The organism is Sphingomonas sp. OK281 (genome assembly GCF_900115295.1).
GTDB lineage: Bacteria > Pseudomonadota > Alphaproteobacteria > Sphingomonadales > Sphingomonadaceae > Sphingomonas.
The window spans coordinates 1,056,652-1,071,224 of sequence record NZ_FOVZ01000002.1 but is presented as its reverse complement, the minus strand read 5'-3'; the positions used below and the strand labels follow the sequence as shown (position 1 = coordinate 1,071,224).

The following is a 14,573-nucleotide window of genomic DNA, read 5'->3' as shown; positions in this document are numbered from 1 at the left end:
GAGGGGTAACGGTACGTAGTTAAGACGCTGTAAACGACGTTTTGAGTTGCTGTTCCAAGGCCTGCCCGCCGAGCACGATCGCGCCGAGCGGCCCTGCGTTGTTGCCGAGTGCGGGCGGCACGATGAACGTGTCGGCCAGGGCGACCTCTGGCAAGGTGATGTACCCGCCGAGACTGCGCGTCATCGCCGCCCGGACGCGGGGAAACAGATGCGACGCGCCCATCACGCCGCCGCCCATCACGATCCGCCGCGGAATGCCGGTGAGCACGAGCGTATGGCACAGCTGGCCCAGCGCATCGGCGACGTTGTCCCACACCGGATGGTCGGCCGGGGCTTCGTCGGCGGGATGGCCGATCCTCGCGGCGATCGCCGGGCCCGCGACCAGCCCCTCGACGCACGCGCCGTGAAACGGGCAATTGCCGATCCAGTCGTCACCCTGGAACCGCGCAGGCCGGATGTGCCCGAGTTCGGAATGCGTCAGCCCATCCACCGGACGGTTGTTCGCGATCATCCCCGCACCGACGCCGGTGCCGACGGTGACATAGGCAATGTCGGGGAGGCCCTTCGCCGCCCCCCAGAACGCCTCGGCAAGCGCCGCGCCGACGACGTCGCTATGGAACCCGGTCGGCACGCCGTAGCGCCGCTGCAACCGACCGGCGACGTCGGTTCCCGCCCAGCCCGGCTTGGGCGTCGAGGTGATGTGGCCATAGTCGTGCGAGTGGCGATCGATCGAGACCGGACCGAAGCTGGCGATACCGATCGCGACGAACCCGCTCCACCGGTCGAGGACGGCCTCGATCGCGGCCATCGTCTCTTCGGGTCGCGTCGTCGGGATACGCACGGTTTCCTCGATCTGGTCGGGTCCCCGCGCAAGAATGCAGATGCATTTGGTGCCGCCGAGTTCGATACCTGCGACCAGAGGTGCTTCCGTCATCCCAAACTCCCAACACGTTGCGAGCGTCCGCTTCCTTTGCCAACGACCCCGCGTCAAGAGCAGGTCGACTGTACCGATCACGCTGAACGAGGATTTCGTCTGCTTCGATCCAGCCGATCATGCGTTAGGATGTCGCGTTCACCCGAACAGACAGGAATTCCCAATGGCGAAGAAACCCGCAAAGCTGGCGAAGACGGACACCAACGTGTTGGTCGAGGCACAGCCACAGTACAAGGTCGAGTATCGCGAGATCCAGCCTTACGGCACGCTCAAGCGCCTGCCGATCGCGCTTGAGGACAATGCACGCGCACAGAGCGTGGCGACGCTGAACCAAGTGCTCGCGGACACGATGACGATCCGCGACATGTACAAGAAGCATCATTGGCAGATGTCGGGCGCGACCTTCTATCAACTGCACCTGTTGCTCGACAAGCATTACGAGGAGCAGGCGGCACTGGTCGATCTCGTTGCCGAGCGGATCATGGCGCTGGGCGGCATCTCGATCGCGATGTCGCACGACGTTGCCGAAATGACGACGATACCCCGCCCGCCCAAGGGGCGTGAAGACGTGCCGACGCAGCTCGCACGTCTGCTCGAAGCGCACGAGATCATCCTGCGTCAGGCCCATGAAGGTGCGGAAGCGGCGGACGAGTCCGGCGATGACGGTACCAACGACCTGCTGGTGAGCAACATCATCCGCACCCACGAACCGCAGGTATGGTTCCTGGCGGAGCACCTTGCCGCGACCGAACTGGTACGCGAGGACAAGTAAGACGCAAAGCCTGTCCCTGTGTTCGCATGGGGTTCGTTGCAGGCTCGTAAGAATGCATTCAGCGGCCTCGATGGGTATCGTCGGGGCCGCTGTCTTGCGATCGATGCTGGAGCGGCATTCATTGTCGGGGCATGAACTACACCCGGGGGACGGAAGGGCGGCCGGATGAGCGTTCCGAGCCCCACGCCCCTCACCCTTCCCACGGCAAGTGCCGCGGGCCCCTTCCCTCTCCCCGGCGGGGAGAGGGACTGCGATAATATGACGCGGTTTTGGACAGCCCTCTCCCCGCTGGGGAGGGGGAGGGAGGAGCCGTAGGCGACGGAAGGGTGAGGGGCTTTGGGACGCGCGTCTCGAGCCTCACACCCCTCTCCCTTCCCACGGCAAGTGCCGCGGGCCCCTTCCCTCTCCCCGGCGGGGAGAAGGAGATAGCTTAGCGGGTGGCGTTGTACTTGAGCTGGTCGTCGGTGAGCTGGAAGCCGACCAGTGCTTCGAAGCTGGCGCGGAGGACGGCCTGGCGGACTTCGGGGGTGCTCAGCGGATCGACTGCGGCATCCTGGTCGCCGGCCTTGCGCTTGCGAGTGAGCTTCTCGCGCACGTCGTCGGGCAAGGTTGCAGCCGAGCGCGCGACCGTTGCGGAAGCGGTTGCCGAGGCGGAGGCGAGCGCTTGGCCGGCATCGAAGTGCAACGCGACGCGGCCGATGCGCTTGGCGACGACGGCGCTGCCGCCGCGGACGACCGTAACGAAGTAGGGCAGCGTCACGTCGCGCGCGCCCTCGGTACGGGTGCGGCGGGCGCGGATGTCGAAGGTGACGCTGGTGACGACCTGGTCGGTCGCATCGGCACAGGTCGAGCGGACGTTGGTCATCAGCGCGGCGACGTCGATCGCCGACTGATCGCGGCTGGTGATGGGATCGAACAGCGTGATGTCGCCAGTCGCCGCCGGAATCGCCACGGGCGGGCAGACGGAGCGGACTGCGGAGATGCCGCCGGTCGCGTCGACCTCGCCTTTGGTAGCGCACCCGCAAAGTAAGACAGCTACGGCCGATACGGCTAAAATGGGGGCTTTCACGGCGACGCATACCTTCTCGAACGAGCGAAAGGGCCACCGCATGTCGCAAGCGGCCCCTGTCGCGGCGCACCATAGGAACCGGCTATCGTCCAGGCAAGCAATCGCGTAGAGGCAAGGCATCATGAGCCCAATCGACAAGCCGCCGCTCGAACTGTTGATCGCAGCACCCCGAGGCTTTTGCGCTGGCGTCGACCGCGCAATCCGGATCGTCGAACTGGCGATCGAGAAACACGGGGCGCCGGTCTATGTCCGTCACGAGATCGTCCACAACAAGTTCGTCGTCGACACGCTGAAGGCGCAAGGCGCGATCTTCGTCGAGGAATTGAACGAGGTGCCCGACGGCGCCCCGGTCGTGTTCTCGGCGCATGGCGTACCCAAGTCGGTGCCGCTCGACGCGCAGAATCGCGGTCTCGAATATCTCGACGCGACCTGCCCCCTGGTATCGAAGGTGCACCGGCAGGCCGAGCGCCTCGTGTCTGCGGGACGGCATATCGTGTTCATCGGTCATGCCGGGCATCCTGAGGTGATCGGTACGTTCGGGCAGGTTCCCGAAGGCGCGATGTCGCTGATCGAGACGGTCGAGGACGCCGAAGTGTTCATGCCGATCGACCAGACCAACCTCGCCTTCCTGACGCAGACGACGCTGTCGGTCGACGATACCGCCGCTGTCGTGGCGACGCTGCAGCGCCGCTTTCCGCAGATGCTGCCGCCGCGTGGCGAGGACATCTGCTACGCGACCTCGAACCGCCAGACCGCGGTCAAGGCGATCGCGCATAGCGTCGACGCGGTGCTGGTGATCGGTGCGCCGAACTCGTCCAACTCGGTGCGGCTGGTCGAGGTCGCCGAGCGCGAGGGAACGCCGGCGATGCTGATCCAGCGCGCTAGCGAGCTCGACTGGGATTTCTTGGCGGGCGTCGGCACGCTGGGCATCACGGCCGGCGCATCGGCGCCCGAACTGCTGGTCCGCGAACTGGTGGACCGGCTATCGGAGCGCTTCATGGTAACGGAGCGCGAGGTCGAGACGAACCGCGAGACGATCGCGTTCAAGCTGCCGCGCGGACTGGAGGCGGCCGCCTAGCATGGCGGTCTATACGCAGGTGTCGGCGGAGGCGCTGGGCGCGTTCCTCGCCAAGTTCGATCACGGTGAACTGGTTTCGGCCAAGGGCATCGCCGAGGGGGTCGAGAACAGCAACTACCTGGTCGATACGAGGACCGGGCGGTTCATCCTGACGCTGTACGAAAAGCGCGTGTCTGCGGACGACCTGCCATTCTTCATGGCGATGCTAGATCATCTGGCGGTCGACGGGAACCCGGTGCCGCGCGCGCTGCCGGATCGCAGCGGTGCGCTGATCCACGAGCTTTGCGGGCGACCTGCGTGCCTGATCGAGTTCCTTACCGGGGTATCGGTGTCGCATCCGACCGAGGCACAGGCGTATGCGGCCGGTGCGGCGATGGGGTCGATGCATGTGAGCCTCGCAGGGTTTGCTGGCGCCAGACCGAATACGCTAGGGCCGGACGGATGGCGCGCTTTGCTTGATAAATGCGGTCGCGATCTGGATGCGATCGAGCCGGGGTTGTCCGATACGGTGAGCGCGGCGGCGGACGCGGTGGTCGCGGCGTGGCCGGCCGATCTGCCTCGCAGCGTCATTCATGCCGACCTGTTTCCCGACAACGTGCTGATGCTCGGCGACCGAGTGACGGGGCTGATCGACTTCTACTTCGCGTGCACCGACGTTCGCGCGTACGACCTCGCAATCATGCACAGCGCCTGGGCGTTCGATGCGCAGGGCGAGAATTGTGACGCTGCGGTCGGCAAGGCGCTGGTCGCTGGCTATGTCGATCGCCATCCGCTGTCCCCCGCCGAGCGCGCCGCGCTGCCCGTGCTGGCGCAGGGCGCGTGCCTTCGCTTCCTGGCGACGCGCGCGTGGGACTGGCTCAATACGCCGGCGGATGCGCTGGTGACGCGCAAGGATCCGCTGGCGTACTGGCGGCGGTTCGAGGCGTATCGCAAGGACGATCTATTCGCATGACTGACGAAGCTCCCGTTTCCATCACCAAAGTCGAGATTTTCACCGACGGCGCGTGCAAGGGCAATCCGGGCCCCGGCGGCTGGGGCGCGGTGATCCGCATGGGCGCGCACGAGAAGGAATTGTCGGGCGGCGAGACGCCGACGACCAACAACCGGATGGAGATGACTGCCGCGATCGAGGCGCTCAACGCGCTGACGCGGCCGTGCTCGGTGACGCTGTATACCGACAGCAAATACGTGATGGACGGCCTCACCAAGTGGGTGAAGGGCTGGCAGCGCAACGGCTGGAAGACCGCCGACAAGAAGCCGGTGAAGAACGCCGAACTGTGGCACGCGTTGCTGGCCGCGGTGGCGCGGCACAAGATCGAGTGGCAGTGGGTCAAGGGTCATGCCGGCCACCCGGAGAACGAACGTGCGGACCGGCTGGCGAGCGATGCCGCGGTCGCTGCCGGGCGTAAGTAGGGGCTAGAACCGCTCGGGCGCGTACCGGGCGGCGTCGATCGCCGCGACCGCGGGATCGGGACTGACGCCGAGCAGCAGGCTGGCGGCAAGCAACGCAGCGGCGGGCGCGGTCTGGATGCCGAACCCGCCCTGCCCTGCACACCAGAAGAAGCCGGGCACGTCCCGGTCGAAGCCGTAGATCGGCAGGCGATCGGGCGCGAACGTCCGCAAACCCGCCCAGCGTCGTTCGACCGCCGCGACTCGCCAGTCGACGACTTGCTCGAACCGGTCGATCGCGATCGCGACGTCGATCTCCTCCGGGGCGGCGTCGCACGGGTCCGTGGGCGTCTCGTCATGTGGGCTGAGCCATAGCCGACCGCCGGGCTCAGGCTTGAAGTAGAAGCGCCCGGCGATGTCGGCGATGTGCGGCAAACCCTCGGGCGCGCCGGGATCCGTGCGAAGCTGGACCATCGTGCGGCGATAGGGTTGCAGGCGGAGCGGCCGTGCGCCCGCGCGGACGGCGACCGTGTCGGCCCAAGCCCCCGCCGCGTTGACGATCGTCCTTGCCCTGAACGTGCCGGCCCTGGTCTCCACGGTCCAGATGCCATCGGATCGCCGCGCGGCGAGGAACGCGGCATCGATAACGAGGTCCGCGCCCGCGGCTCGCGCGACGGCGATGCTTTTGGCGTGGACCGCGGCCACGTCGATGTACGCGCAACTCTGCTCGCGGACGCCCAGCGTCCAGTCGGCGCGCAGGCCCGGGATGTGGAGGGCAGGATCGATCCGGTCGAGGACGACGTCGCTGTCGGCGAACGCGGCGAGAAACGCGTCGATCGCAGCCTCGTCCGCCGCGCGCCCGACATGGATCGAACCAAGCGGCGACAGATGTCCGTCGGCCTCGAGGAACGGACCGGACGCCGTGGTCAGCGGCTGAATGTCGGGGCCGCCATAGGTCTCCGACCAGAACGCCGCCGAGCGTCCCGTGGCATGATAGCCGGGCGCATCCTCGGCTTCGAGGATCGCCACGCGCGCCCGCGATCCGATCGCCGCCGCCAGACTGGCGCCCGCCATCCCGGCGCCGACGATCGCGATATCGTAGACGGGCGTCACGGGCGGGGTGTCACGAAGGGGGCGGGATGATCGCGGCGAGGAACGAATCGATCGCCGCCAGCGCGCGGTTCCTGACGCCATCAGCCTCGCGCAGGATCTCATGCGCCGATTCGGGACCGAATCGGACGACCTGCGCATCAGGCAGGCGCGCGCCGAACCGGAGTGCCGCGCGCGCGTCGACCAGCTTGTCGGCCTCTGCGACCAGCATCAGCACAGGCGTCTCGATCGTTTCGATACGCGGATCGGCGACGATCGCCGCCGATCCCGCAAAGCCCTCGGCCAGCCACGTCCAGCTCGGCGGGCCGAGGACCAGTTCCGGATGGCGCATGTGCCACCAGCCCTCGTCGGCATAGCGCTCGCCGTCGTGCGTCAGCAGCGACTGGCGCGAGGCGATCGAGCCGGGGCGCTCGTTCGCGCGCCACGCCGGCCGCGCGGGATCGCCCCGCGCCGCCAGCCAGCGCGCGACCCGGCCGGCGATTCGCGCATCGATCGGCGACTTCAGCCCGATCATCGGCGCGACCAGGATCGCCGCGTCCGGATCGATCGCGCGGGCCGCCAGTGCGCGGACCACCATCATCCCGCCCATCGAATGCCCGAGGATGACGCACGGCCCCTCACCCTCGCGCCGCCAATCGGCCCAGAACGCAGCAAGATCCGAGTCGTAGACCGCGTAGCCGCCGACATGGCCGACATGCGGATCGGCGGACAATCGCCCGGAGCCACCCTGCCCGCGCCAGTCGAACGCGGTGACCGACCAGCCCTGCGCGTGCAGATGCGCGTAAGTCTCCAGATACTTCTCGATGATGTCGCCGCGACCGGTCTGGAACAACAGCCGTCCGCGCGGACGGTCCGCCGCCCAGTCGAACCGCCGCAGCCTCCAGCCGTCGGGCGCGGTCCAGTAGCCGAGCCGGGCCCCGGCCGGGATCGCGCGTCGCACGGCGCGCGCACCGTCCGCGTTCGTGGTGCTCGCGGCACCCGGCGGCAAATCGTTCGGGACGGTTACTTTTTCGAAAGCCATCTTCGTTAGGGCCTAGCCGATGGGGTGGAACATTGCTCTTCCAATTTTGATTTTCGCGCTAGGCGCCCTGCTGGTGTCGGCGGGCGTCGAGGATGCACGAACGCGCGAGATCGCCAACTGGAAAAACGCCGCGGTCGCGCTGCTCGCGCCGGCCTGGTGGTATGCGAACGGCCTGGGCCTCTGGCCCGACGTCGCGCTGCAGATCGGGGTCGCGCTGGCCGTGTTCGCCGTGTTCCTGGTCGCGTTCCATTTCGGCATGATGGGCGGCGGCGACGTCAAGCTGATCGTCGCGCTCGCGTTGTGGCTGCCCCTGCCCGCGTTCCTGACGATGCTGATGGTGATGTCGATCGCCGGCGGTGTCGTCACGCTGGTCATGATGATCGACCACGCGCGCAAGAACAACGAAGGCCAGATCGAGGTCCCATACGGCATTGCGATAGCATTCGCCGGGCTTCTCGCGCTGCGCGAACCACTCGTTAATCAGTTTCAGTCATGATTAACGTCGAAGCAGAATACCGGCGCCTGAAAGGCACGAACTAATCATGGATAGTCGCAAGATCATATTGCTTGTCGGCGCGCTGATTGTCGCGGCGATTACGGCATTCTTTGCAAGAACGTTGATCGCCGGCAGCTCGGCGCCGCAAGCCGGCGCCGCCGTGATCGCAGCGCCGGTCGTCGATGGCCCGGAAGTCCTGGTGGCGACACGGTCGTTGCCGGTCGGCACGATCCTCGATGCGACCGCGCTGAAGTATCAGCCCTGGCCGAAGGAGTTGGTCGACAACGCCTATTACCTCAAGGACAAGACCAACCTTCAGTCGCTGCAGGGCACGGTCGTGCGCAGCAACATCACCGCGGGACAGCCCGTGACCCAGGGGTCGCTGGTCAAGCCGGGCGATCGTGGCTTCCTGGCTGCGGCGCTCGGGCCCGGCATGCGCGCGGTCACCGTCCCGGTTTCGGCGCAGGCGGCGGTAGCGGGTTTCGTGTTTCCGGGCGACCGGATCGATCTCGTCCTGACGCAGACGGTCGCCGGCGGCGGCGAAGGCCAGCCGCTCAAGGTCTCCGAGACGATCATGCGCAACATCCGCGTGCTTGCGACCGACCAGCGCACCGACAACCTGGTCGGCGAAGACGGCAAGACCCAGGTTCGCACCTTCTCCAACGTGACGATCGAGGCGACGCCGAAGATGGCCGAGCAGGTCGCCGTCGCGCAGACGCTCGGTTCGCTGTCGCTGTCGCTCCGGTCGATCGCGGACAATTCGGCCGAACTCGAGGAAGCGATCGCTTCGGGTGCGGTGCGCGTGCCCGCCGGTAACGATCCGAAGGCGGAAAAGGCGATGATGGTGCGGCTCGCAAGCCAACCATCGGGGGGCGCCTCCAGCTACCAGACCGGTGCCGACGTCTCGCGCTATCAGCGCAGCACGGTGCCCGGCAAGCCAGTCGAGACCATCAGCGGTGGCGGCATGCAGGGCGGCGCAGTCCAGCAGTCCGGCACCAGTGGGCAGGTCCTGATCCAGGGACCCGTCGTCCGGATCGCACGCGGCAATGCAATGACCGTCGTTCCGGTCGGGGGGAAGAACTGACATGCGTATTCCGATGACCCCGCTGGGATGGCCGTTGGCCGTCGCCCTCGCCGCGGCGAGCGCCGCCCCGTCCGTGCCCGCGCTCGCGCAGACACGTAATGTCGCCAATCGTGGCGCAAGCGTTGCCCCGGCAGGCTCGCCCGTCGTGCAGGTCAACACCGGCCGCGGCCGGCTGGTGACACTGGCACGGCCGATGACCGACCTGTTCGTCGCCGACGACACGATCGCCGACGTCCAGGTCCGTTCGCCGACGCAATTATACCTGTTCGGCAAGAAGACCGGCGAGACGACGATCTCCGCCACCACCAAGGGGGGCGTGGTCGTCTATGCCGCGACCATCCGCGTCGGCAACAACCTCGATTCGGTCCAGCAGATGCTCGGGCTGGCGATGCCCGAGGCACAGGTGATCGCCACGCCGATGAACGGCCTGATCCTGCTGACCGGCACCGTGGCTGCGCCCGAGGACGCCGCCGAGGCGGAACGCCTGGTGCAGGCGTTCGTCGGCGATTCGACCAAGGTGCTGTCGCGCCTGAAGACCGCCACGCCGTTGCAGGTCAACCTGCAGGTGCGCGTCGCCGAGGTCACGCGGAGCTTCGTCAAGAACATCGGCGTCAACCTGCTCACGCAGGATCGCGGCGGATCGGGCATCCAGTTCGGCAGCACCTCGGGTACGCCGGGCACGATCACCTACAATCCGACGACGGGCGCCAAGACCTCGACCTACACGTCGGGCGCGCAGCGCACCACGCTAGGGTTGGCGGGCAAGTTGCTGGGAATGGACTTCCTCGCGGCGATAGACCTCGGCGAAACCACCGGTCAGGTGACGACGCTGGCGAACCCCAACCTGACCGCGCTCTCGGGCGAGACGGGCACCTTCCTGGCGGGCGGCGAAGTACCGATCCCCGTCGCGCAGGCGCTCGGGACGAACTCGGTCGAGTACAAGCAATATGGTATCAGCCTGGCGTATACGCCGACGGTGCTGTCGGATGGGCGCATCTCGCTGCGGGTTCGCCCCGAGGTGTCGCAGCTCGATTATTCGAACGCCGTCACGCTGAACAACACGCGCGTGCCCGGCCTGACCACGCGTCGGACCGAAACGACGGTCGAACTCGGCTCGGGCCAGAGCATGATGATCAGCGGCCTGCTGTCGAACAGCCACAACAACTCGTACGACAAGACCCCAGGGCTCTCGAGCCTGCCGATCATCGGTGCGCTGTTCCGGTCCAACGCGTTCCAGCGCAACGAGACCGAGCTGGTCATCGTCATCACCCCGTATCTGGTGAAGCCGGTCAACAACGCCAGCGATATCGCGTTGCCGACTGACGGCGCGCGGGCGCCGACCGATATCGACCGGGTGCTGCTGGGTACGTTGAACGCCAATGGCGGCGGAAAGCGGCCGGTGCCGACCGTCGCGCCGCCCTCGTATGCCGTGCCATCCGTCGGCGCGGCCGCACCGGTATTGCCGGTGCCGCGGAGCGACGCGCGTCGCAACGAGGACGACACCGCCACCGCCACCGCCACCGCCACGACCGCCGACGCGAAGACGGACAAGCGGACCAAGACCAAAAAGGGCGTCGTTCCCGCGCCAGGCTTCTCGAACTGAGCCGGCGATGATGACCAAGCCCTACGCCCAACGCACCAAGGACATCCGATGATCAACAAGTCGATCCTAGCGTCTCTCCTCCCTGCCCTGCTGCTCGGCGGCTGCATGGGGACGGAGAATCGCGGCGTGGAGTCGGTCCACCAGCCGGTCGTGACGCGATCGGACTATGCGCTCGACCTCGGCGTTGCCGGTGGAGCGCTCGCACCTGGCGAACAGCAGCGGCTTGCCGGATGGATGTCGACGATGCGGCTCGGCTATGGCGACCGCGTCGCGATCGACGATCCGGCGGCGGAGGGATATCGCGCGCGCGCCGATATCGCCGCGGTGGTGTCGCAATTCGGCCTGCTGCTGAGCAGCGACGCACCCGTCACGCCCGCGCCGCTTACGCCCGGCGCCATTCGCGTGGTGGTCAGCCGGATGCGGGCGGACGTGCCGCACTGCCCGGACTGGTCGCGGGATTCGAGCCATGATTTCAGCGAGAACACCTCGTCGGACTACGGCTGTGCGATTAACCGGAACCTCGCCGCGATGGTCGCCAACCCCGCCGACCTGGTGCGCGGCGCACCGGGTATCGAAACTACCGATGCCGCGCTGTCGTACAAGGCGATCGAGGCGTATCGCAAAAAAGCACCAACCGGTGCTGCGGGCCTCGCCGCATCCGGCACGGGAGGAAAGTGATGAACGCACCCTGGAAGCCGGGCGGCATCACCAACCGCGAGCCATTCACCGCCTATGTCTGCGACGAGATCACGGCCGAGGCGTTGCGCCCGGTCGTCAACGAGCTCGGATGGTCGGTCGACAAGATCCACAAGGGCGGTCTGCGGAACGCGATCCAGTCGCTGTCGGTGTCCGCCTCGCCGCAGATCCTGTTCGTCGACCTCGCCGAATCGGGTGATCCGCTGAACGACATCAATGCGCTCGCCGAGGTGTGCGAGCCCGGCACCGTGGTGATCGCCGCCGGGCAGGTGAACGACGTGCGGCTGTACCGCGACCTGGTCTCCAGCGGGATCCAGGATTACCTGCTGAAACCACTGCACGCGGACATGCTGCGCGAGGCGTTCGGCCATGCGCAGGTGCTGTTGAACGCACCGAAGATCGTCGAGTCGACGACCGATCGCCCGCATTGCTCGGTCGCGGTGATCGGGACGCGCGGCGGTGTCGGCGCCTCGACGATCGCGACGTCGATCGCGTGGCTGCTGGCGGAGAAGGAAAAGCGGGCGACCGCGCTGCTCGATCTCGATGTGCATTTCGGCACCGGCGCGCTCAGCCTGGACCTCGAACCGGGCCGCGGGCTGACCGACGCGATCGACAATCCGAGCCGGATCGACGGGCTGTTCATCGAACGCGCGATGGTGAAGGCATCGGAAAAGCTGTCGGTCCTGTCAGCGGAAGCGCCGATCAATGCGCCGCTGGTGACCGACGGCTCCGCCTTCTACCAGTTGCAAGAGGAGATGCACGCCGCCTTCGAATGCACGGTGGTCGACCTGCCGCGTGCGATGTTGATCCAGCATCCGCAATTGATCAGCGAAGTACCGCTGGGCGTGATCGTCACCGAGCTGACGTTGGCGTCGGCACGCGACACGATCCGGATATTGTCGTGGATGAAGACGAACGCCCCGCAGACGCAGCTGTTCGTGCTCGCCAACCGGATGCACGTCGGGGCACAGCTGGAAATCAGCCGCAAGGATTTCGAAGGCTCGATCGAGCGCAAGATCGATTACCTAGTGCCGTTCGACCAGAAGCTTGCCGCGCAGGCCGCCAAGCTCGGCAAGCCGTTCGTGGAAGTGGGCAAGGCGTCGAAGACGATCGCGCCGATCGTCGCCCTCGCCAGCGCACTCGCCTCCGCTGCGCCCGAAGATCCGGCTACCGCTGCCAAGGTGAAGGGCAAGTCGCTGATGACCAAGTTCGGCGACCTCAAGGGACTGATCCCCAAGCGCGCGGCGAAGGCCAAGTGACCATCGCCGGACGAACCCGGATCGCCGCGAGCGGAGGGCGATAGGCCGCCATGGAGATGATGCCGTTCCTGCTCGTGATCGTCGGCGCGTCGATCGTCCTGGCGATGGTCGTCTTCGCGTTTGCCGGCCCGTCGGCGAGCCGTGCACAGTCGCGCCGTATCGCCGCGCTGCGCGAGCGTCACGGCGACGCGCTGGTCGTTGCCGAGGCGCAGATGCGGCGCATCTCGATGACCCGCGATACCAAGATGGACCTCGCCTTTACGCGGATCCTGCCCAACCCCGTGCAGCTCGCCAAGCGGCTGGCGATGACCGGCAAGACCTGGACGGTCGGGCAGTATGGCATGGCAACGGCGGGGATCGCCCTGGTCGTCGCGGTCCTGATGCTGCTCAAGGGCATGCCGATCCTGCTGGCGCTGTTGTTCGGCATATTCGTCGGCGTCGGCCTGCCGCACTTTATCGTCGGCAAGACCATCGCCCGCCGGGTCGGCAAGTTTACCGCGAAGTTCCCCGATGCGATCGACCTGCTGGTGCGCGGGCTTCGGTCGGGCCTGCCGATCAGCGAGACGGTCGGCGTCGTCGGCCACGAGGTCGAGGGGCCGGTCGGCGAGGAATTCCGCGCGGTCAGCGACAAGATGAAGATCGGCCGGACGATGGATGCGGCGCTGCAGGAAACCGCCGACCGGCTCGGTACGCCCGAGTTCCAGTTCTTCGTCATCACCATCGCGATCCAGCGCGAGACCGGCGGCAATCTGGCCGAGACGCTGGCGAACCTATCCAACGTGTTGCGCATGCGCAGCCAGATGAAGCTGAAGATCAAGGCGATGTCGTCGGAGTCGAAGGCGTCGGCGTACATCATCGGCTGCCTGCCGTTCCTCGTGTTCGTGATGATCTGGTTCATCAACGGCAAGTACATGCAGAATTTCTTCGTCGACGAACGGCTCATGGCGATCGGCATGGGCGGCTTGGTGTGGATGGCGATCGGCGCCTTCATCATGTCCAAGATGATCAGCTTCGAGATCTAGGGGCATATGATGGGCAGCACTGCCGGACCGACCCTGCTCGGGTTCGACGTACTCTGGGTCGCGACGATCCTGTCGGGCATCGCCGCGTTCGCGGTCATGGTCGCGATCTACGCCGCGACCACCGTCAGCGATCCGATGACCAAGCGCGTCAAGGCGCTGAACGACCGCCGCGAACAGCTGAAGGCGGGCATCACCGCATCGACCAAGCGCCGCGCCAAGCTCGTCCAGCGCAACGACACCGCGGACCGGATGCGCGGCATCCTGTCGTCGATGAAGATGCTTCAGGACAGCCAGGTCAAGGCGGTCCAGCTGAAGCTGATGCAGGCCGGGATCCGCTCGAAGGAATGGGCACCGGCAGTAATCTTCGGCCGGCTGGTGATGCCGATCCTGCTGGGCGGCGCGATGCTGTACTGGGTGTACGGCACCGATGGTTTCGCGACATGGTCGCCGCTCAAGAAATACGGGCTCGTCGCGGTCACGTTCATCCTGAGCTACAAGGCGCCGGACCTGTATCTTGACAACAAGATCAACAAGCGCTCGGCGGCGATCCGCAAGGGACTTCCGGATGCGCTCGACCTGCTGGTGATCTGCGCGGAGGCGGGCCTCACCGTCGACGCCGCGTTCCACCGCGTCGCGCGCGAGCTCGGGCGGGCGTATCCCGAGCTTGGCGAGGAGTTCACGCTGACCGCGATCGAGCTCGGCTTCCTGGCGGATCGGCGGTCGGCGTTCGAGAATTTGGCGCAGCGGGTGAAGCTGGATGCGGTGAAGGGCGTCGTCACGACGATGATCCAGACCGAGAAATACGGCACGCCGCTGGCGTCTGCGCTGCGCGTGCTGTCGGGCGAGTTCCGCAACGAGCGGATGATGCGCGCCGAGGAGAAGGCGGCGCGGTTGCCGGCGATCATGACCATCCCGCTGATCCTGTTCATCCTCCCCGTCCTCTTCGTCGTCATCCTCGGGCCGGCGGCGTGTTCGATCTCGGATGCGCTGTTGAAGACCTGAAGCAACCGGCGGCGCGGCGGATCGTTGGGCTTCCGTAA

At 66.7% G+C, this 14,573-nt stretch carries 15 protein-coding genes; 11 read left to right on the top strand and 4 right to left on the bottom strand.

Features of this window, described 5'->3' with window-relative positions; genetic code table 11:
• Window positions 1-19: 19 nt before the first annotated feature.
• Complete coding sequence (locus BM244_RS11040) at window positions 20-934, bottom strand: ROK family protein (RefSeq protein ID WP_093398899.1); 915 nt, start codon at window positions 932-934, stop codon at window positions 20-22.
• A 163-nt stretch (window positions 935-1,097) separates the two neighbouring features.
• Between BM244_RS11040 and BM244_RS11035 the strand changes: the two genes are divergently transcribed.
• Window positions 1,098-1,706 (top strand): Dps family protein, encoded by a 609-nt coding sequence (locus BM244_RS11035; protein WP_093398898.1) that lies wholly within the window; start codon window positions 1,098-1,100, stop codon window positions 1,704-1,706.
• Between the two features lie 430 nt (window positions 1,707-2,136).
• Here BM244_RS11035 and BM244_RS11030 read toward each other — a convergent pair whose 3' ends face one another.
• Window positions 2,137-2,817: a hypothetical protein gene (locus BM244_RS11030; RefSeq protein ID WP_254784377.1), complete on the bottom strand. Its 681-nt coding sequence runs from the start codon at window positions 2,815-2,817 to the stop codon at window positions 2,137-2,139.
• Window positions 2,818-2,896: 79 nt separating this feature from the next.
• Here BM244_RS11030 and ispH point away from each other — a divergent pair, with 79 nt between their 5' ends.
• From ispH to rnhA, 3 genes are read left to right on the top strand one after another with little or no spacing between them, the layout of a single operon-like run.
• Window positions 2,897-3,853, top strand: a complete 957-nt coding sequence (gene ispH, locus BM244_RS11025) for a 4-hydroxy-3-methylbut-2-enyl diphosphate reductase (RefSeq protein ID WP_093398897.1) — start codon at window positions 2,897-2,899, stop codon at window positions 3,851-3,853.
• Window position 3,854: 1 nt separating this feature from the next.
• The gene (thrB, locus tag BM244_RS11020; RefSeq protein ID WP_093398896.1) at window positions 3,855-4,805 is read left to right on the top strand and encodes a homoserine kinase; all 951 of its coding nucleotides are present in this window, start codon (window positions 3,855-3,857) and stop codon (window positions 4,803-4,805) included.
• Window positions 4,802-5,266 (top strand): ribonuclease HI, encoded by a 465-nt coding sequence (gene rnhA, locus BM244_RS11015; protein ID WP_093398895.1) that lies wholly within the window; start codon window positions 4,802-4,804, stop codon window positions 5,264-5,266. Before thrB ends, rnhA begins: the two co-directional genes overlap by 4 nt.
• Window positions 5,267-5,269: 3 nt before the next feature.
• On the opposite strand, the gene BM244_RS11010 is transcribed toward rnhA, so the two are convergent.
• Together BM244_RS11010 and BM244_RS11005 are read right to left on the bottom strand one after the other, a co-directional pair.
• Window positions 5,270-6,355, bottom strand: a complete 1,086-nt coding sequence (locus BM244_RS11010) for an NAD(P)/FAD-dependent oxidoreductase (RefSeq protein ID WP_302847263.1) — start codon at window positions 6,353-6,355, stop codon at window positions 5,270-5,272.
• A gap of 10 nt (window positions 6,356-6,365) precedes the next feature.
• Window positions 6,366-7,373: an alpha/beta fold hydrolase gene (locus BM244_RS11005; RefSeq protein WP_093398893.1), complete on the bottom strand. Its 1,008-nt coding sequence runs from the start codon at window positions 7,371-7,373 to the stop codon at window positions 6,366-6,368.
• A gap of 19 nt (window positions 7,374-7,392) precedes the next feature.
• Here BM244_RS11005 and BM244_RS11000 point away from each other — a divergent pair, with 19 nt between their 5' ends.
• The 7 genes from BM244_RS11000 to BM244_RS10970 are packed head-to-tail and all read left to right on the top strand — an operon-like array spanning window position 7,393 to window position 14,535.
• Window positions 7,393-7,869, top strand: coding sequence for an A24 family peptidase (locus BM244_RS11000; protein ID WP_093398892.1), 477 nt, complete (start codon window positions 7,393-7,395; stop codon window positions 7,867-7,869).
• 46 nt (window positions 7,870-7,915) lie between these two features.
• Window positions 7,916-8,953 carry a Flp pilus assembly protein CpaB gene (gene cpaB, locus BM244_RS10995; protein ID WP_093398891.1) on the top strand — a complete coding sequence of 346 codons (1,038 nt, stop codon included), beginning with the start codon at window positions 7,916-7,918 and terminating at the stop codon, window positions 8,951-8,953.
• Between the two features lies 1 nt (window position 8,954).
• Window positions 8,955-10,556 (top strand): type II and III secretion system protein family protein, encoded by a 1,602-nt coding sequence (locus tag BM244_RS10990; RefSeq protein ID WP_093398890.1) that lies wholly within the window; start codon window positions 8,955-8,957, stop codon window positions 10,554-10,556.
• A gap of 48 nt (window positions 10,557-10,604) precedes the next feature.
• Window positions 10,605-11,234 carry a CpaD family pilus assembly protein gene (locus BM244_RS10985; RefSeq protein ID WP_093398889.1) on the top strand — a complete coding sequence of 210 codons (630 nt, stop codon included), beginning with the start codon at window positions 10,605-10,607 and terminating at the stop codon, window positions 11,232-11,234.
• Window positions 11,234-12,511, top strand: coding sequence for a pilus assembly protein CpaE (locus BM244_RS10980; RefSeq protein ID WP_093398888.1), 1,278 nt, complete (start codon window positions 11,234-11,236; stop codon window positions 12,509-12,511). Before BM244_RS10985 ends, BM244_RS10980 begins: the two co-directional genes overlap by 1 nt.
• A 50-nt stretch (window positions 12,512-12,561) precedes the next feature.
• A complete protein-coding gene (locus BM244_RS10975; RefSeq protein WP_093398887.1) occupies window positions 12,562-13,533 on the top strand; it encodes a type II secretion system F family protein in 972 nt (323 codons plus the stop codon).
• A 9-nt stretch (window positions 13,534-13,542) separates the two neighbouring features.
• Entirely contained in the window at window positions 13,543-14,535 is a 993-nt protein-coding gene (locus BM244_RS10970; protein WP_093399115.1) for a type II secretion system F family protein, read from the top strand.
• The last annotated feature ends 38 nt before the right edge of the window (window positions 14,536-14,573 follow it).